The following is a 14,791-nucleotide window of genomic DNA, read 5'->3' on the forward strand; positions in this document are numbered from 1 at the left end:
TCCATCAGCAACCAGAACCACCCGGCCCGGGGGCACCGAACCCCCCGGATGTCTGATTACATGTGCGCCATGACTGATGTGATGAGCACTCAAGGCCAGTTCCCGGGTGCCGCCGGCGAGTCCGAGCGCACCCGCAGACTGCGCACCCTCGGTCTCAACGAGCCCTCCGCGGACGAAGCCTTCGACCGCTTCGCCCACCTGGCGGCCAGCATCACCCGGGCCCCCATCGCGATGGTCAACTTCATCAACGACGAGCGCCAGATGTTCCGGGGGCTCTACATTCCGCCAAACTCCTCCGATACGGCCTCCGACGACGGCGCCTCCTGGGCCGACCGGGGCATCGCCTTCGACCTCCCCACGCGCGAGATGCCGCTGAGTCACGGCTTCTGCCCCCACGTCGTCGCCCAGCGCTCCCCGCTCGCCCTCGACGACATCCTCGCCTACCCCCGGTTCGCCGGGAACCCGGTCGTCGACGAACTCGGGGTGCGGGCCTACCTGGGCGCCCCGCTCGTCGACGACACCAACACCGTCATCGGCACCGTCTGCGTCCTCGACCGCGAACCCCGCCAGTGGGGCCGCGAGCGCCTGCGCGACATCCAGCACCTCGCCGAGGCCCTCCTCTCCGAGATCCGGCTGCGCGACACCCTGCTCGCCCAGCAGCAGGAGATGTTCGCCGCCTTCGACGGCTCGCCCTTCCCGATCATGCTCACCGACGGCCCCGGCCAGGAGATCCGCTACGCCAACGCCCAGCACGCCGAGACCTTCGGAGCCCCGGTGGCGTACGGCACGATCGGCGCCGCCTACCCGCAGCTCGGCGCGGCCGGCCTCCAGCAGGCCGTCGCCGAGGCTTACCACACCGGGCGGGCCACCGTCCTCGGCGACGTCCGGATCCAGTCAGGGCGCCCCGACCAGCGCGGGCAGCAGATCTTCAGCTTCACCTGCACCCCGATGCGCACCGCCCGCACCGGCCAGGTCAACGGTGTCCTCACCGTCGGCATGGACGTCACCGCGCAGTCCCGCACCGAGGAGGAACTCGGCACCCTGGCCGCCCTCCTGGTCGACCGCCTCCAGCAGAACGGATCCGTCGGCCGCCCGGGCATCGCCGGGGAGAGCGGAATGGTCCTGCCGGGCTGAACACCCGAGCGGCCGTCCGCGGCACCGTCGAGATCACCGGACCGTCCAGTGGGGCGGGGCGCCTCTCACCCCCGAGGAGAGGCTCCCCGCCCCACTGCCGTCCCGGCCCGGACCCCACACCCCACACACCCTGCACCCCGCCGTCCGCCGCCCGCGGCCCTAACCCCCGCCACCGAGCGGGTGAACCGCCCGCCCCCGGCCGCCCGTTCGGGCCCGACCGGCCTCCCGCGGTGGTAGGCATGGGCCGCATGGACTGGTTCGCCGCCCCCGACTACTGGCCGAGCCGGATGCTCGTCCAGCGGATGCTCGCCGGCCTCTACCTGATCGGCTTCCTCAACGCCGCGGCCCAGTTCCGCGCCCTGATCGGCGCCGACGGCATGCTCCCGGTGCCGCGCTTCACCGCCCGCGTCCCCTTCCGCCGGGCACCCAGCCTGTTCCACCTCCACTACAGCGACCGCTACTTCGCCGCCGTCGCGTGGACCGGAGCCGCCGCGGCCGCCGCCCTCGCCGCCGGACTCGGCGACGCCCTCCCGCTCTGGGCCTCCCCGCTGCCGTGGGCCCTGCTCTGGGTCCTCTACCTCTCCATCGTCAACGTCGGCCAGACCTGGTACTCCTTCGGCTGGGAGTCCCTCCTCCTCGAAGCCGGCTTCCTCGCCGCCTTCCTCGGCACCGCCGACACCGCCCCGCCCGCCCCCGTCCTGTGGCTGATGCGCTGGCTGGTCTTCCGCGTCGAGTTCGGCGCCGGACTGATCAAGATCCGCGGCGACAGCTGCTGGCGCGACCTCACCTGCCTGCGCTACCACCACGAGACCCAGCCCATGCCCGGACCGCTCAGCTGGTTCTTCCACCACCTGCCCGACCCGCTCCACCGCGTCGAGGCCGCCGCCAACCACGCCGTCCAACTCGTCGTCCCGCTCGGCCTCCTCCTCCCGCAGCCGGTCGCCACCTACGCCGCCTGCCTGATCGCCGCCACCCAGCTGTGGCTGATCGCCTCCGGCAACTTCGCCTGGCTCAACTGGCTCACCATCGCCCTCGCCCTCGCCGCCGTCGACCCCGCCCGCATCGGCCTGCCCGTCCACGCCCGCAGCTACCCGGCCACCCCCGCCTGGTACGAGGCCCTCGTCCTCGCCCTCACCGCGGCCGTCGCCGTCCTCAGCTACTGGCCCGTGCGCAACCTCGTCTCCCGCGGCCAGGTCATGAACCGCTCCTTCAACCGGCTCCACCTCGTCAACACCTACGGCGCCTTCGGCAGCATCAACCGCGTCCGCCAGGAAGTCGTCGTCGAAGGCACCGACGAACCCGTCCTCACCCCCGACACCGTCTGGCGCGAATACGGCTTCAAGGGCAAACCCGGCGACGTCCGCCGCCTGCCCCGCCAGTACGCCCCCTACCATCTACGGCTCGACTGGCTCATGTGGTTCGCCGGCATCTCACCCGGCTACGCCCGCCCCTGGTTCCTGCCCTTCGCCGCCCGCCTCCTCACCGGCGACCCCGCCACCCTGCGCCTGCTGCGCCACAACCCCTTCCCCGACGCCCCGCCGACCCACGTCCGGGCGACCCTCCACCTCTACCGGTTCACCGGATGGCGCGAACTGCGGCGGACCGGAGCCTGGTGGCACCGCACCCCCCTGTCCGAATACCTCGCCCCCGTCGACCTCGCCGCCCTCGCCCGCGCCGGCCACCACCCACCGCCCGGCCGCCGCCCACCGTCCGGCCAGCGCACCCGCACCGTCCCCCTCGATCGTCTCCGTCGCCCGGACGGCCGACACCACCACCCGCCCGGCCCCGCCGACGGCCACCCGCCCGGCCCTCCCGGGTAGCGTCCAGCCGGGCGTCATGGCACGCGACACCGGCCCGTCGGGCGGTGGGTGCGTGCAAGGCTCGAACGGGCACCCGTATTCTGGGCGTCCACAACCGGCGGCCCGGCCGCGCGCCCCCGCCCCCGCCCCGGGGCACCCCGCGCAAACGGTCCGCCGCCCCCTCGCCGCCAGCCCCGCCGCCGTCGCCCAGAACCGGACCTCACATGACAGTGCTTCACTCGCGCAACGCCGACGCAGCCGACCCGGCGGACGTCGCCGACGCCGCAGACGTCAAGGACCCCCAGGACGCCGCCGCGGAGCCCGACCTCCGCGAGGACCTCGGCCGCTACGCCGAACTCGGCGCCTTCACCCTCACGACCGACACCCACGCCTGGTACGCGGCGCTCGACACCGTCGCCACCCCCGAGGACGCCCGCGCCGCCAGCAGCGCCCTCGCCGAACTGCGCGGCCACGACCTCACCAGGACCTGGGAGGCCGTCACCGCGCTCGCCGCCGACGCCAAGCTCGACGAACCCGACACCGTCGCCAAGACCGTGCTCCTCGTCGAACTCCTCCAGCGGGTCCACCGGACCTCCGGCACCCTGACGGCCGCCGCCTACGACGCCGACCTCGACGCCCTCACCGCCGCCACCGCCGACGGCGCCTGGCGGCGCGAGCGCGGCATCAAGCTCTCCTGGCTGCGCGTCCGCGCCCTGCGCAAGCAGGCCGCCGCCCTCGCGGCCGAGCGCCGCACCCGCCGCGAGGACCTCCACGAGGCCCTCGCCTCCGCCGAGGTCGAGCGCCGTGCCTGGGCCGCCCTCGCCCCCGCCGGCACCCTGCCCACCGCCCCCGGCGACCGCACCCTCGTCGAGCGCACCGCCCAGACCTTCGACGCGATCAGCGCCGGTCTGCGCGAACTCGCCCGCGTCCTGCCCGACCACGACCTCGACGGCCTGGCCTTCGTCGAGCTCGTCGACCTCGTCGAGCGCCTCGCCGCCGACGAGGGCACCCTCTACCGCCTGCCCACCATTCACAGCCTGCGCACCACGCTGGAGGAGGCCGGACTCGGCGACCTGCTCGCCGAGCTGGCCGCCGCCAGGGCCGACCGCCGCGCCGCCGACGCCGCCTACGCGGCCCGCCAGGCCCTGGCCGGCGGTCAGCGCGACGGGCTGGCGCAGGCTCCTGTCGCGGCTGCTGTCGCGGAGGAGGTCGACGAGGCGGCCGAGACCGTCTCCGACGCCGAGGGCCTGACCGAGGCCGAGACTTCGGCGGAGCCGGTGGCAGAGGCGGAGGTCGAGGCGGAGCTCGAGGACGAGCCGTCGGTCGTCGCCCTCCCGGCGCCGTCCCCGGCGGCCGACGACCTCGTGGCCGCCGCTGCCGCGCTCGTCGGGACCGAGGACGCGCCGGTCGAGGCCGAGGAGCCGAAGGCCGCCGAGGAGACGGCCGCCGAGACTGAGGTTGCGGTCGAGGCGCCTGAGGCCGTCGAGGTCGTCGAGGTCGTCGAGGTCGTCGAGGTCGTCGAGGCCTTCGAGACCGAGGTGACTGCGGACGAGGCCGTTGCCGTTGCCGACGTTGCGACCGAGGTTGTGGAGCCGGAGGCCGTCGAGGCCGAGGCGGCCGTCGAGTCGGTGGAGGCCGTCGAGGAGACAGCCACCGAGGCTCAGGTGACCGCCGGGACCGAGGCCGAGAGCGAGGCCGAGGCTGTCGAGCTGGAGGCCGTGGTCGAGGAGACCGTCGGGGCTGCCGTCGAGACGTCGGTTGAGGCTGAGGTTGTGCAGGCGGAGGCCGTCGAGGCCGAGGTGGCCGCCGAGCCGGTCGAGGCCGAGGTGGCCGCCGAGCCGGTGGAGGCCGTCGAGGAGACGGCAGCCGAGGTCGAAGCCGGTGCCGAGCCCGTCGTCGAGGTGGTGGCCGCCGAGCCCGAGGCCGTCGTCGAGGCTCCCGTCGTGGTGGAGGAGGAACCCGGCGTCGAGGCAGAGGCGGTGGAGCCGGAGACGACCGTCGAGGCCGAGCCCGAGGCTGTTGAGGTCGAAGCCGCCGTCGAGGCCGAGCCGGTCGTCGAGCCGATCGCCGAGGCCGAGGCCACTGCCGAGCCGACCCCCGAGCCCACCCCCGAGGCCCCGGAGGCCGTTGAGGCGCCGGTGGCCGCCGAGGCCGAGGTGACGGACGAGCCGGAGGCCGCCGTCCAGCCCGCCGCCGAGGCTCCGGGCCCGGTGGAGGAGGAGCCCGGCGTCGAGGCAGCGGCGGTCGAGGCGGAGGAGCAGCCCGTCGAGCCGGCCGCGTCCGCGGGTCGCCCGGCGAAGCCGGACTTCACGCCCGGCCGACCCGTGACCGCCTACTCGGCGGAGGAGCTGCTGGCGGTCGTCCGCTGGGTGGACGGCGACGGGGTCGAGCGCAGCGAGGACGAACTGCTGCGCGCGGCGATGAAGGAGCTGGGCTTCGCCCGCCTCGGTCCGCGCATCAAGGAGGCGCTGGGCGCCGCCGTCACCGCCGCGCGCGGCTGACGGACCCACCGCAGTGCCCGAGGGGCCCGGAACGCCGACGTGCGTTCCGGGCCCCTCGGGCGTTCTCCGGTCTCAGCCGGCCTTGTTCCAGGGCTGACTCGCCATGAGCGCCTTGACGTTGGCGACGTAGCCCGGGTTCGGGATGACGAGGCTGCCGACGGTCCCGCCGGTGGCCGGGTCGATGGCGGTGTTGTAGTGGACGTTGCCCGCGCCCGCGTTGTAGGCGGAGATGACGAGGTCGAGCAGCGGAGCCTTCCCGGTGGCCGGGTCGGGGGAGAGGTCGTACGTGCCGCCGAAGCCGGAGTCGCCGAAGTAGGCGACCAGCCAGTCGAGCAACTGGGTGCCGAGCTGGACGTTGCCGGCGAGGGTCTTGGCGTCGGAGACGGTGCCGAACTTGGTGTTCATCCAGCTCACGGTGTCCGGCATGACCTGCATGGTGCCGATCCCGCCGTCGCAGGCGAGGATGCCGGACTGCCAGCCGCTCTCCTGCCAGGCGATGGCCTTGACCAGGTTGACCGGCAGCGGCGGCAGCTTGTCGGTGCCTCCGCTGCTGAGGGTGAGCGTGCGGGCCTGGCCGGCCGCGGCGGTGAGCGCCGCGCCGACGGCGTCCTTGGGCTCGTCCGGCTGCGGCTTGCTCGGCTTGCAACTGCTCTGCAGCGGCGGGGCGTGCGGGCCCTCGGGCGCCGGCGGCGGCGGGGGAGCGACGGGGCCGGGCTTGGCGGTCGGCGCCGGAGCCGCGGCGACGGGGACGACGGCCGGGGCGGGAGCCTTCTCGGCGCTGCCGGTGGACGGCTTGGCGGCGCCGGGCTTGTCGCCGTTCGCCGTCGGGCTCGGGCTCGGGCTCGCCTTGGCCGACTTGCCCGCCGACGCGCTCGCGCCCGGGCTGCCGGTGGTGCTCGCGCCGGGCGACGGCGTCGCACTCGCGGACAAGCTCGCGGACGCGCTCGCGCCGGCCGCTTCGGCGGGCGAGGCGCTCGTGGCCAGAGTAGTCGGGCTCGGCGCCGCATGGGTGTCGGTCGTCGCGGACTTGCTCCCGCACCCGGCCAGGACGGCCGTCGAGACGGCCGCGGCCGACACCATCACCAGCGCACGCCGGGATGTGCTCACTGCCATGTGTGGTTCCCCCCACTTGATCACCGGTGCTCCCGGCGAGTGGCGGTCATCCTACGGGGGCGTGTTCCCACCCTGTACGAACGGGTGCTCAAGCGCCGCGCCGAGCACCGCCGGGGCCTCGGCGAGCGAGGGTCCGTACCAGGTCAGGTGGCGTCCGCTGACCAGCGCCGCCGGCACGCCGGGGAACGCCTCCGGGCCGTCCCCGGCGGTGAACCGGTACGGCTCGTCCGGCAGGACCACCAAGTCGGGCGCGCAGGCGAGCAGTTCGGGAAGCGGTACGGCCGGGTAGCGCTCGGTGTGGTCGGCGTGGACGAGCCGCACCCCGATGCGCCGCAGCACGTCCCCGGCGAAGGTGTCGCGGCCGAGGACCATCCACGGGCGCCGCCAGACCGGCACGATCGCCCGCGGACCGTCCGCCTCCTGCCCGCTCGGCCGACCGTCGGCCCCGCGCCACGCCGCCCGCGCCTCGTCCAGCCAGCCCGGCCGAGGCAGGCCACACGCGAGTGTCAGCATCCGCTCCAGGGAACGGAACGCGTCGTCGACGGTACGGATGTCGGTCACCCACACCGGCACCCCGGCCGCCCGCAGCGCGTCGAGGTCCGGCCGCCGGTTCTCCTCGTCGTTGGCGAGCACGAGGTCAGGGGCGAGGGCGAGGATCCGCCGGACGTCAGGGTTCTTGGTGCCGCCGATCCGCGGTACGTCCAGTCCGGCCGGGTGGGTGCACCAGTCGGTGGCGCCGGCCAGCACGCCGGGGGCGGTGACGGCGAGCGACTCGGTCAGCGACGGCACCAGCGAGACGACCCGCCGCACCGGGCCCGGACCGAACCGGACGGGCAGGTCGAGATCGTCCCGCAGGACGGTGGGTTCGGCCATCGGGCCAGCCTACGCCCCGCGCGTGAGCACCCGGGGCCGTGCGGACGGGGCCCGGCGCGGAACTCCCCGAGATCCGCGGGAACCCGCCGCGCGAACCGGCCGACTACCTGGTCCGGGTCCGCAGGACGGGCCCCGACACGAGCACCCACCAGGAGAGTCCCCATGCGCCCTCGCACCGCCCGCGCCGTCGCGGCCGTCGTCGCCCTGTTCGCCACGGCCACGGCCTGCGGAAGCAACGGAGGAGGGGGCGGCGCGGACGCACAGGTGACGGTCAAGGCCGCGCCCGCCGGATCCTTCCCGGTCAAGGTCGCCGACTGCACGGGCCAGGAGACCACCATCGCCAAGGCCCCCTCGAAGATCGTCACCAGCAACGCCGCCGGCCTGGAGATGCTGCTCCGACTCGGGGCCGGGGACCGCCTGATCGGCACCGGCTTCCCGCCCGGCAAGGGCAGCCTCCCGGCGGACCTCGCCGAGCAGGGCACCAGGGTGCCCGTCCTCGGCGACCGCGCCATCCCCAAGGAGAAGCTCCTCGGCTCCGGCGCCGACCTCTACGTCGACACCTTCGGCGCCATGCCGATGATGGGCGGCGGCGCCACCGGGCCGAGCCCGGAGGAGTTCGCCGCGGCCGGCATCCAGCACGTCTACCTCCTCTCCACCGCCTGCGCCGGCACCCCGAAGGCCGCCAAGGCTCCGCGCACCGACCTCGGCCAGATCGAGGACGACATCCGCAGGCTCGGCGCCGTCACCGGCACCGCCGCCCGCGCCGAGGAACTCGTCACCGGCATGGAGAAGAGCGTGGGCGACGTGCGGACCGCCCTCGCCGGAGTGCCGGACGACAAGCGGCCGACCTACTTCGTCTTCGACTTCGACGCCGGCACCAAGCAGCCCACCGCCGTCTGCGGCCGTCAGGTCGCCAACGCCGTGATCACCCTCGCCGGCGCCCGCAACGTCTTCGCCGACTGCGACGCCGACTTCAAGCCCGGTTCCTGGGAGGACGTCGTCGCCAAGAACCCGGACTGGATCCAGCTGGCCGTCCGCAACCGCGGCAGCGAGGAGGCCACCCGCAAGGCCTACGACGACGCCGAGGCGTTCCTCGAGAACTTCCCCGCCACCCAGGGCCTCAAGGCCGTCCAGGAAGGACACTTCGTGCGGCTCGGCTCCGAGGTCACCACGATCGCGGGCGTGCGCAACGCCGACGCCGTCCGGCAGATCGCCGCCACCGTCCACCCGAACCTCGTCAAGAACGGGCAGTAGACCGTGACGTCGTCCGTCACCGACGAGGATCCCGGCGCGACCGCTTCCGCGACCGCTTCGGCGACCGCTTCCGCCGATCGCCCGGCCCGCTCCCTGCGGGCCGGGCCCCTGGCCGCCGCCCTCGGCGCCGCCCTCGTCCTCGCCCTCACCGCCGCCGTCTGCCTCGGCGCCGTCGACGTCCCACCCGGCGAAGTCTGGGCCGTCATCGGCCGCCGGCTCACCGGACGCGCCCCCGAACCCGGCACCCGCGACCTCATCGTCTGGCAACTGCGCGTCCCCCGCGCCCTGCTGGCCGCCGTCGTCGGCGCCGGACTCGGCCTCGTCGGCACCGCCGTCCAAGCCCTCGTCCGCAACCCCCTCGCCGACCCCTACCTCCTCGGCATCTCCTCCGGCGCCTCCCTCGGCGCCGTCGCCACCATCGTCCTCGGCACCGCCCTCGGCCTCCAGCTCTCCTTCGGCAGCGCCCTCGGCCTCACGGTCTCCCTCGCCGCCTTCGCCGGCGCCCTCGCCGCGTTCTCCCTCGTCTGGCTCCTCGCCCGGCGCGGTGGTGGCTTCTCCCCGCTGCGCCTGGTCCTCGCCGGCATCGGCATCGCCCAGTTCCTCGGCGGCATCACCAGCTACCTCGTCCTCCAGACCAGCGACGAACAGCAGACCAGAGGCGTCCTGTTCTGGCTCATGGGCAGCCTCGGCGGCGCCGTCTGGACCCAACTCGCCATACCCGCAGCCGCCGTGGCGCTCGGTCTCGCCCTGCTCCAGGCCCGCGCCCGCGCACTCAACGCGATGCTCATGGGCGACGAGACCGCCGCCGGACTCGGCGTCGACGTCACCCGGCTGCGCCGCGAGACCTTCGTCGTCACCAGCGTCCTCACCGGCGTGCTGGTCGCCGTCTCCGGCGCGATCGGCTTCGTCGGACTCATGGTGCCGCACGTGTGCCGGCTGCTCGTCGGCGGCGACCACCGGCGCCTGCTGCCGCTGTCCGCCCTCACCGGCGCCCTGCTGCTCGTCGTCGTCGACACCCTCGCCCGCACCGCCCTGGACAACCAGGAACTGCCCATCGGCGTCGTCACCGCCGTCCTCGGCGCCCCCACCCTGCTCTACCTGCTGGACCGACGACTGGAGCGCAATTGAGGATCGCCGTCGAAGACCTGAGCGTCACCCTGGCCGGGCGCACCGTCGTGGCCGGCGTCCACCTCGTCGCCGAGGAGGGCGAGATCGCCGGACTGGTCGGACCCAACGGCAGCGGCAAGTCCAGCCTGCTGCGCACGGTCTACCGGCACCTGCGGCCGAGCGCGGGGCGGATCCTGCTGGCCGGACGGGAGTTGGAGGGCATCCCCCCGGCGGAGTCCGCCCGGCACGTCGCGGCCCTCCCGCAGGAACGCGGCGGCGACTTCGAGCTGACCGTCCGCGAGGTCGTCGCCATGGGCCGCACCCCCTACAAGCGCGCCTTCGCCGCCGACGACGCCGAGGACCACCGGATCGTCGCCGACGCCCTCGTGCGCGTCGGCATGGCGGAGGCCGCCGGCCGCCGGTTCGCCCAGCTGTCCGGCGGCGAACGCCAGCGGGTGCTGCTCGCCCGAGCGCTCGCCCAGCAGCCGGACGTCCTCGTGCTGGACGAGCCGACCAACCACCTGGACGTCCGCCACCAGGTCGAACTCCTCGCCCTGCTGCGCGAGCAGCGCCGCACCACCCTGGTCGCGCTGCACGACCTCAACGCCGCCGCCTCGGTCTGCGACCGTCTGCACGTCCTGCACCGCGGCGCCCTCGTGGCCTCCGGAGCACCGCGCGACGTGCTCACCGCCGACCTGCTCGCCGAGGTCTTCGGCGTGCGTGCGGCGGTGGTCGAACACCCGCTCACCGGCGACCCGCTGATCGCCTTCGACCACCGCACGCCCGCGTCCTCGGCCGGTGCTCCGGCCGGAGCACCGGCCCTGGACGGCGCGGCGCGGGCTCAGACCGTCTCGTAGTGGCTCGGGCGGCCGTCGCTCTCGACGAGCCGCCCGAGCTCCGCGGCGTCCGCGCTGCGCAGCAACTCCCAGCGTCCGTCGGCCCGGCGGAGCACCGAGGAGTGCCAGGGCGTCGTCCACGCGTCCGCCGCCTCCAGCAGGCGGATGCCGAACTTCGGCGCCCCGGCCCGCTGGGGGTGGATGGACAGCCGGAACGCGTCCGGGTGGTGCTCGGCGATCAGGTCTCCCCAGGCGCGGCTGCGCTGGATCACCCCGTAGGCACGGCGGCGGCACTCGCGCTGGAGGGCCGACTTGGTGCCGGTGAAGCCGACGGTGTCCTCGGCGAGGAACCGGGTGATGCCCCGGTAGAGCCGCAGGGTCTCCTCGTCCGTCAGCACCTGCTCGCGCAGCTCCTCGACGCTCGGTGCGTATCGACCGTGCACACGGGCGCGCTTCTCGTCGAACGGGAGGTCGCCGAGGACGGCCCGCAGGTCGAAGGTGGCCAGGTGGTGCAGGCCCTCGCGCTCGATCATCGCGGCCAGGGCGTCGGAGTACTCGTCGATGTGGTCGTCGGGGACGTGGATGAGGTCGCCGAAGACGTGCCCGTCCGAGCAGATCAGGATCCGCGCACCGGGCGTGTGGAGCGCGCCGATCCGCTCGCACAGCGCGTTGAGGAAGGTGAGCGACAGCCGCTCGCCCTCGTCGGGCAGGTGGCCGAGCACCTTCGCCGGGTTCGGCGACTTGCAGGGGAAGCCGGGCAGGGTGAACACGATCGGCTCGCCGGCGGCGATGAAGTCCGCGAGCTGCGCCAGCTGGAGCGGGAAGTGGTGCGGCCCCGCGGCGAGTTCGGGGTCGGAGGCGCGGCGGTGCGGCAGGAGCAGGCCGAGGATGCGGGCGGCGAGGTGCTCGGCGGTCCCGTGTGTGCGGGCGGATGGCGCGTGGGCGGTGATGGTGCCGACGGGCGGCATGGTGGTCCTCCAACGGGACGTTGTCGTGCGGGCTGCGGGCTGCGGGCTGCGGGCTGCGGGCTGCGGGAGCTACGAGCACGGGCTACGGGCAGGCGTGGCCGTGTCCTGGCCGGCGGTGCGGTCGCGGGCCAGGGGTGGCGGTCGCCGCCGGTCAGAGGCGCCGGTCGTAGGCGACCGGCAGCTCGTTCACGCCGCGGGCCAGGACGGCGGGGATCCAGGTCAGGGCGTCCAGGCCGCCGCCCTCGGCCGGACCGGCGGGGCGAAGCCCGGGGAGCCGGGTGAGCAACGTGCCGAGGGCCACCTGGAGTTCGGCGCGGGCGAGGGCGGCGCCGGGGCAGTAGTGGATGCCGTGCCCGAAGGCGAGATGGGCGTTCGGGGTGCGGTCGAAGTCGAGCCGGTCGGCGTGCGGGAACTGCTCGCCGTCCCGGTTGGCGGCGCAGAGCGAGACGATGACCGAGTCGCCGGCCGGCACGGCGGTGCCGAACAGGTCGCTGTCCTCGGCGAAGAACCGCCAGGTGGTGAGTTCGAACGCGGCGTCGTGGCGCAGCAGTTCCTCCACCGCGCGGGGGAGCAGGCCGGGGTCGGCGGCGATGCCCTCGACGAGTCGGGCGAGCTGCCCGGGGTGGCGCAGCAGGGTGATCAGCATGGTGGTGATCTGGTTGGTGACCGGTTCCTGCCCGGCGACCAGCAGCTGGAACACGATCGAGTCGAGCTCCTCCGGGCTCAACTCGCCGGTGTCACGGGCCGCGACGAGTCGGCCGAGCAGGTCGTCCTCGGCCCGGGCGGGGTCGTAGTGGGCGCGCTTGTGCTGGACCACGTCCGCGATGTACGTCTGCAGGCCGCGCAGCCGCGCCTCGTACGCGGGCCGGCCGGGGTCGAGCGGGCCGACCGGCTGCACGACCTTGCCCCAGTCGCGGTCGAAGTGCACGGCCAACTCGGTTGGCAGGCCGATGGTTTCGGCGAGTGCGCGGAACGGGTAGTGCGCCGCGAACCCGGCGACCAGATCGGCCCCGCCGGTGGCGGGCAGCTCGTCGACCAGGGCGTCGGCGAGCTCCTGGAGGCGCGGCCGCAGGGCCTCGACCCGGCGGGGCGCGAAGGCGTCGATGACGAGCCGGCGCATGGTCGTGTGCTTGGGCGGGTCCTGGTGGAGCAGGTGCACCTGGAGCTGCGAGTGCTGCGGCTCGGGCATGATCGAGGCGAGCCGGCGCCAGTTCTCGTTGCCCAGGGCGTGGTTCTTGCCCAGCCTGCCGTCGTTGAGGGCCGCGTGCGCGGCCTTGTAGCCGGTGACCAGCCAGGCGTGGATGCCGCTCGGGAACTCCACCCGGTGGACGGGTCCCGCCTCGCGCATCCGCCGGTACAGCGGGTACGGGTCGCGCTTGTACTCCGTTCCGTAGAGCGGTACGGGAGAGGGGAGTTCGGCGCCGTCGCGGTCCTTGCCACCGCCGTCATCGGACGGGAGGCCATGGCCGAACGGGCAGCGGGCCGCCGGGTCCGCCGGGTCCGCCGGGTCCGTCGGAGCCGCCTGGTCCGCCGGGTCCGCCGGGTCTACCGGGTCCGCCGGGTCCGTCGGAGCCGCCTGGTCCGCCGGGTCCGCCGGGTCTACCGGGTCCGGCAGGAGGACGGCGGCAGGATCGAAGTCGGTGTCCGTGTCGGTCATGTGCGGTGAACCTCCGGTCGTACGGTGTTCCAGGGGGTGGCGGTCGGTCTGGGCGGCCGTGTCACGCGGTTGCGCGGTGGGCGCGGTGATGGTGCAGGGCGAGGAGGGCGACGGCGCTCGCGGCGGCCGTCACGGCCAGGGCGATCCCGGAGCGGGTGCCGGTGGTCGTGCGGTCGCCGGCCAGGGTGGCCGCGGTGGCGAGGGCGGGCCCGAGGGCGAAGCCGAGGCTGCGGGCGAGCTGGACGGCGGAGCCCGCGGTGGCGAGCCGGCCCGGCGGCGAGGCGGTCATGACCAGGGCCTGGGTGGGACCGCCGTTGAGGCCCATGCCGGCGCCGGCGAGGGCGAGGCGCCACGCGATGTCGGCGTCGGCCCAGCCCTCGTCCAAGGGGAGCAGCAGGAGCAGGCCGAGGGTGGTGACGGCGGCGCCGGTCAGTGCGGTCGGCCGGGCGCCCCAGCGGTCCGCGAGCCGTCCGCCGAAGCGGCCGGCCACCACCATGCCGAGCGGGAAGGCCAGCATGGTGAGCGCGGTGCGGGTGGCGCTCTCGCCCTCCTGGCCGCGCAGGTGCTGGGCGAGTAGGTAGTGGCAGGCGGCGAAGCCCGCGGCGAGGGCGAGGACGGCGGCGTTGACACCGGTGGTGCCGGCGGCCCGCAGTGTCTCGGCCACCGGCCGGCCGCCGGGGCGGCGCAGCCAGACGGCGACGAGCGGAGCGGCGGGCAGCGCGAGCAGGAGCCACAGCGAGGCCTTCGGCGCGAGGGTGAGCGCGAGCAGGACGGTGGCGACGGCGGAGCCGATCAGGGCGGCGTCGCCGAGCGAACCGCGGTCGGGCGGGGAGAGCCTGCCGGCGCGCGGGGCGTGGCGGAGCACGATCAGCGCGGCGGCGAGGCAGACCGGGAGCTTGATCAGGAACACGGCCCGCCAGCCGATGTGGTCGAGCAGCAGACCACCGATCACCGGACCGGTGACGGCCCCGAGTGGACCGAGCGTCGCGGGCACGCTCATCGCCCGCCCGCGCAGCTCGGGCCTGACGGCGGTGGCGGCGAGCACCGGCATCAGGACGAACAGCACCGCGCCGAAGGCGCCCTGGGCGAAGCGCGCCGCGATCAGCCAACTCGCCCACGGGGCGGAGGAGGCGAGCGCGCTGCACGCGCCGAAGCAGCCGACCGCCAGCAGGAGGGCCGAGCGCGTGCCGACCTGGTCCAGCCACCGCCCGGCGGGCAACAGCAGTGCGACGAGCGGCAGTTGGTACCCGAGAGCGGCCCATTGGGCGACCCCGGGGGAGATGTGCAGGCCGGCGGAGATGTCCGTGAGTGCAAGGTTGACCACGTTCATGTCCAGCATCGCGACGAACGAGAGCAGCCCGGCGGCGACGACGAGGCTCCAACGGTCCACCGGACCGTCCGGGTTGCCTGTGCTGTGCCTCAACTTGGCTTCGGGCAGGTCGTGTTGCGCTGCCATGGCGTCCTCCGTTCCCCCGCTGCGTACCGGACACCGCCGTCGCGGCGGAGTCCGGTACAGCAGTCGGGGGCGGAGGGGGCGGGGTTCCCGAAC

Annotated in this window: 11 protein-coding genes; 6 read left to right on the top strand and 5 right to left on the bottom strand. The window is 74.7% G+C overall.

What is annotated here, in order from left to right; translation table 11 throughout:
- Positions 1-81: 81 nt before the first annotated feature.
- The 3 genes from AB0C76_RS00365 to AB0C76_RS00375 all read left to right on the top strand — a co-directional run bounded on the left by AB0C76_RS00365 (position 82) and on the right by AB0C76_RS00375 (position 5,434).
- Positions 82-1,134 carry a GAF domain-containing protein gene (locus AB0C76_RS00365; RefSeq protein WP_359957278.1) on the top strand — a complete coding sequence of 351 codons (1,053 nt, stop codon included), beginning with the start codon at positions 82-84 and terminating at the stop codon, positions 1,132-1,134.
- Positions 1,135-1,382: 248 nt separating this feature from the next.
- Positions 1,383-2,954 (top strand): lipase maturation factor family protein, encoded by a 1,572-nt coding sequence (locus AB0C76_RS00370; RefSeq protein WP_359958061.1) that lies wholly within the window; start codon positions 1,383-1,385, stop codon positions 2,952-2,954.
- A gap of 203 nt (positions 2,955-3,157) precedes the next feature.
- Complete coding sequence (locus AB0C76_RS00375) at positions 3,158-5,434, top strand: hypothetical protein (protein WP_359957281.1); 2,277 nt, start codon at positions 3,158-3,160, stop codon at positions 5,432-5,434.
- Between the two features lie 72 nt (positions 5,435-5,506).
- On the opposite strand, the gene AB0C76_RS00380 is transcribed toward AB0C76_RS00375, so the two are convergent.
- Together AB0C76_RS00380 and AB0C76_RS00385 are read right to left on the bottom strand one after the other, a co-directional pair.
- Positions 5,507-6,547, bottom strand: coding sequence for a lytic transglycosylase domain-containing protein (locus AB0C76_RS00380; protein ID WP_359957284.1), 1,041 nt, complete (start codon positions 6,545-6,547; stop codon positions 5,507-5,509).
- A gap of 51 nt (positions 6,548-6,598) precedes the next feature.
- A complete protein-coding gene (locus AB0C76_RS00385; protein ID WP_359957287.1) occupies positions 6,599-7,420 on the bottom strand; it encodes a helical backbone metal receptor in 822 nt (273 codons plus the stop codon).
- Between the two features lie 162 nt (positions 7,421-7,582).
- Here AB0C76_RS00385 and AB0C76_RS00390 point away from each other — a divergent pair, with 162 nt between their 5' ends.
- The 3 genes from AB0C76_RS00390 (at position 7,583) to AB0C76_RS00400 (ending at position 10,638) form a co-directional block, all read left to right on the top strand.
- Positions 7,583-8,674, top strand: coding sequence for an ABC transporter substrate-binding protein (locus tag AB0C76_RS00390; protein ID WP_359957290.1), 1,092 nt, complete (start codon positions 7,583-7,585; stop codon positions 8,672-8,674).
- 93 nt (positions 8,675-8,767) lie between these two features.
- Positions 8,768-9,802, top strand: coding sequence for an iron ABC transporter permease (locus AB0C76_RS00395; RefSeq protein WP_359958064.1), 1,035 nt, complete (start codon positions 8,768-8,770; stop codon positions 9,800-9,802).
- Entirely contained in the window at positions 9,799-10,638 is an 840-nt protein-coding gene (locus AB0C76_RS00400; protein ID WP_359957293.1) for an ABC transporter ATP-binding protein, read from the top strand. The genes AB0C76_RS00395 and AB0C76_RS00400 overlap by 4 nt, the downstream gene beginning before the upstream one ends.
- Here the strand turns inward: AB0C76_RS00400 and AB0C76_RS00405 are convergent.
- The 3 genes from AB0C76_RS00405 to AB0C76_RS00415 form a co-directional block, all read right to left on the bottom strand.
- Positions 10,623-11,585: an isocyanide synthase family protein gene (locus tag AB0C76_RS00405; RefSeq protein WP_359957296.1), complete on the bottom strand. Its 963-nt coding sequence runs from the start codon at positions 11,583-11,585 to the stop codon at positions 10,623-10,625. The two genes, AB0C76_RS00400 and AB0C76_RS00405, sit on opposite strands and share 16 nt — an antisense overlap.
- Before the next feature lie 151 nt (positions 11,586-11,736).
- The gene (locus AB0C76_RS00410) at positions 11,737-13,242 is read right to left on the bottom strand and encodes a cytochrome P450 (protein ID WP_359957299.1); all 1,506 of its coding nucleotides are present in this window, start codon (positions 13,240-13,242) and stop codon (positions 11,737-11,739) included.
- 61 nt (positions 13,243-13,303) lie between these two features.
- The gene (locus tag AB0C76_RS00415; protein WP_359957302.1) at positions 13,304-14,698 is read right to left on the bottom strand and encodes an MFS transporter; all 1,395 of its coding nucleotides are present in this window, start codon (positions 14,696-14,698) and stop codon (positions 13,304-13,306) included.
- Positions 14,699-14,791: the final 93 nt, after the last annotated feature.

The organism is Kitasatospora sp. NPDC048722 (assembly GCF_040650235.1).
Classification (GTDB): Bacteria; Actinomycetota; Actinomycetes; order Streptomycetales; family Streptomycetaceae; genus Kitasatospora.

Coding starts and splice junctions, on each gene's coding strand:
- AB0C76_RS00365 (WP_359957278.1), top strand. CDS start 82: ATGAGCACTCAAGGCCAGTTCCCGGGTGCCGCCGGCGAGTCCGAGCGC.
- AB0C76_RS00410 (WP_359957299.1), bottom strand. CDS start 13,242: ATGACCGACACGGACACCGACTTCGATCCTGCCGCCGTCCTCCTGCCG.
- AB0C76_RS00405 (WP_359957296.1), bottom strand. CDS start 11,585: ATGCCGCCCGTCGGCACCATCACCGCCCACGCGCCATCCGCCCGCACA.
- AB0C76_RS00385 (WP_359957287.1), bottom strand. CDS start 7,420: ATGGCCGAACCCACCGTCCTGCGGGACGATCTCGACCTGCCCGTCCGG.
- AB0C76_RS00380 (WP_359957284.1), bottom strand. CDS start 6,547: ATGGCAGTGAGCACATCCCGGCGTGCGCTGGTGATGGTGTCGGCCGCG.
- AB0C76_RS00375 (WP_359957281.1), top strand. CDS start 3,158: ATGACAGTGCTTCACTCGCGCAACGCCGACGCAGCCGACCCGGCGGAC.
- AB0C76_RS00370 (WP_359958061.1), top strand. CDS start 1,383: ATGGACTGGTTCGCCGCCCCCGACTACTGGCCGAGCCGGATGCTCGTC.
- AB0C76_RS00390 (WP_359957290.1), top strand. CDS start 7,583: ATGCGCCCTCGCACCGCCCGCGCCGTCGCGGCCGTCGTCGCCCTGTTC.
- AB0C76_RS00415 (WP_359957302.1), bottom strand. CDS start 14,698: ATGGCAGCGCAACACGACCTGCCCGAAGCCAAGTTGAGGCACAGCACA.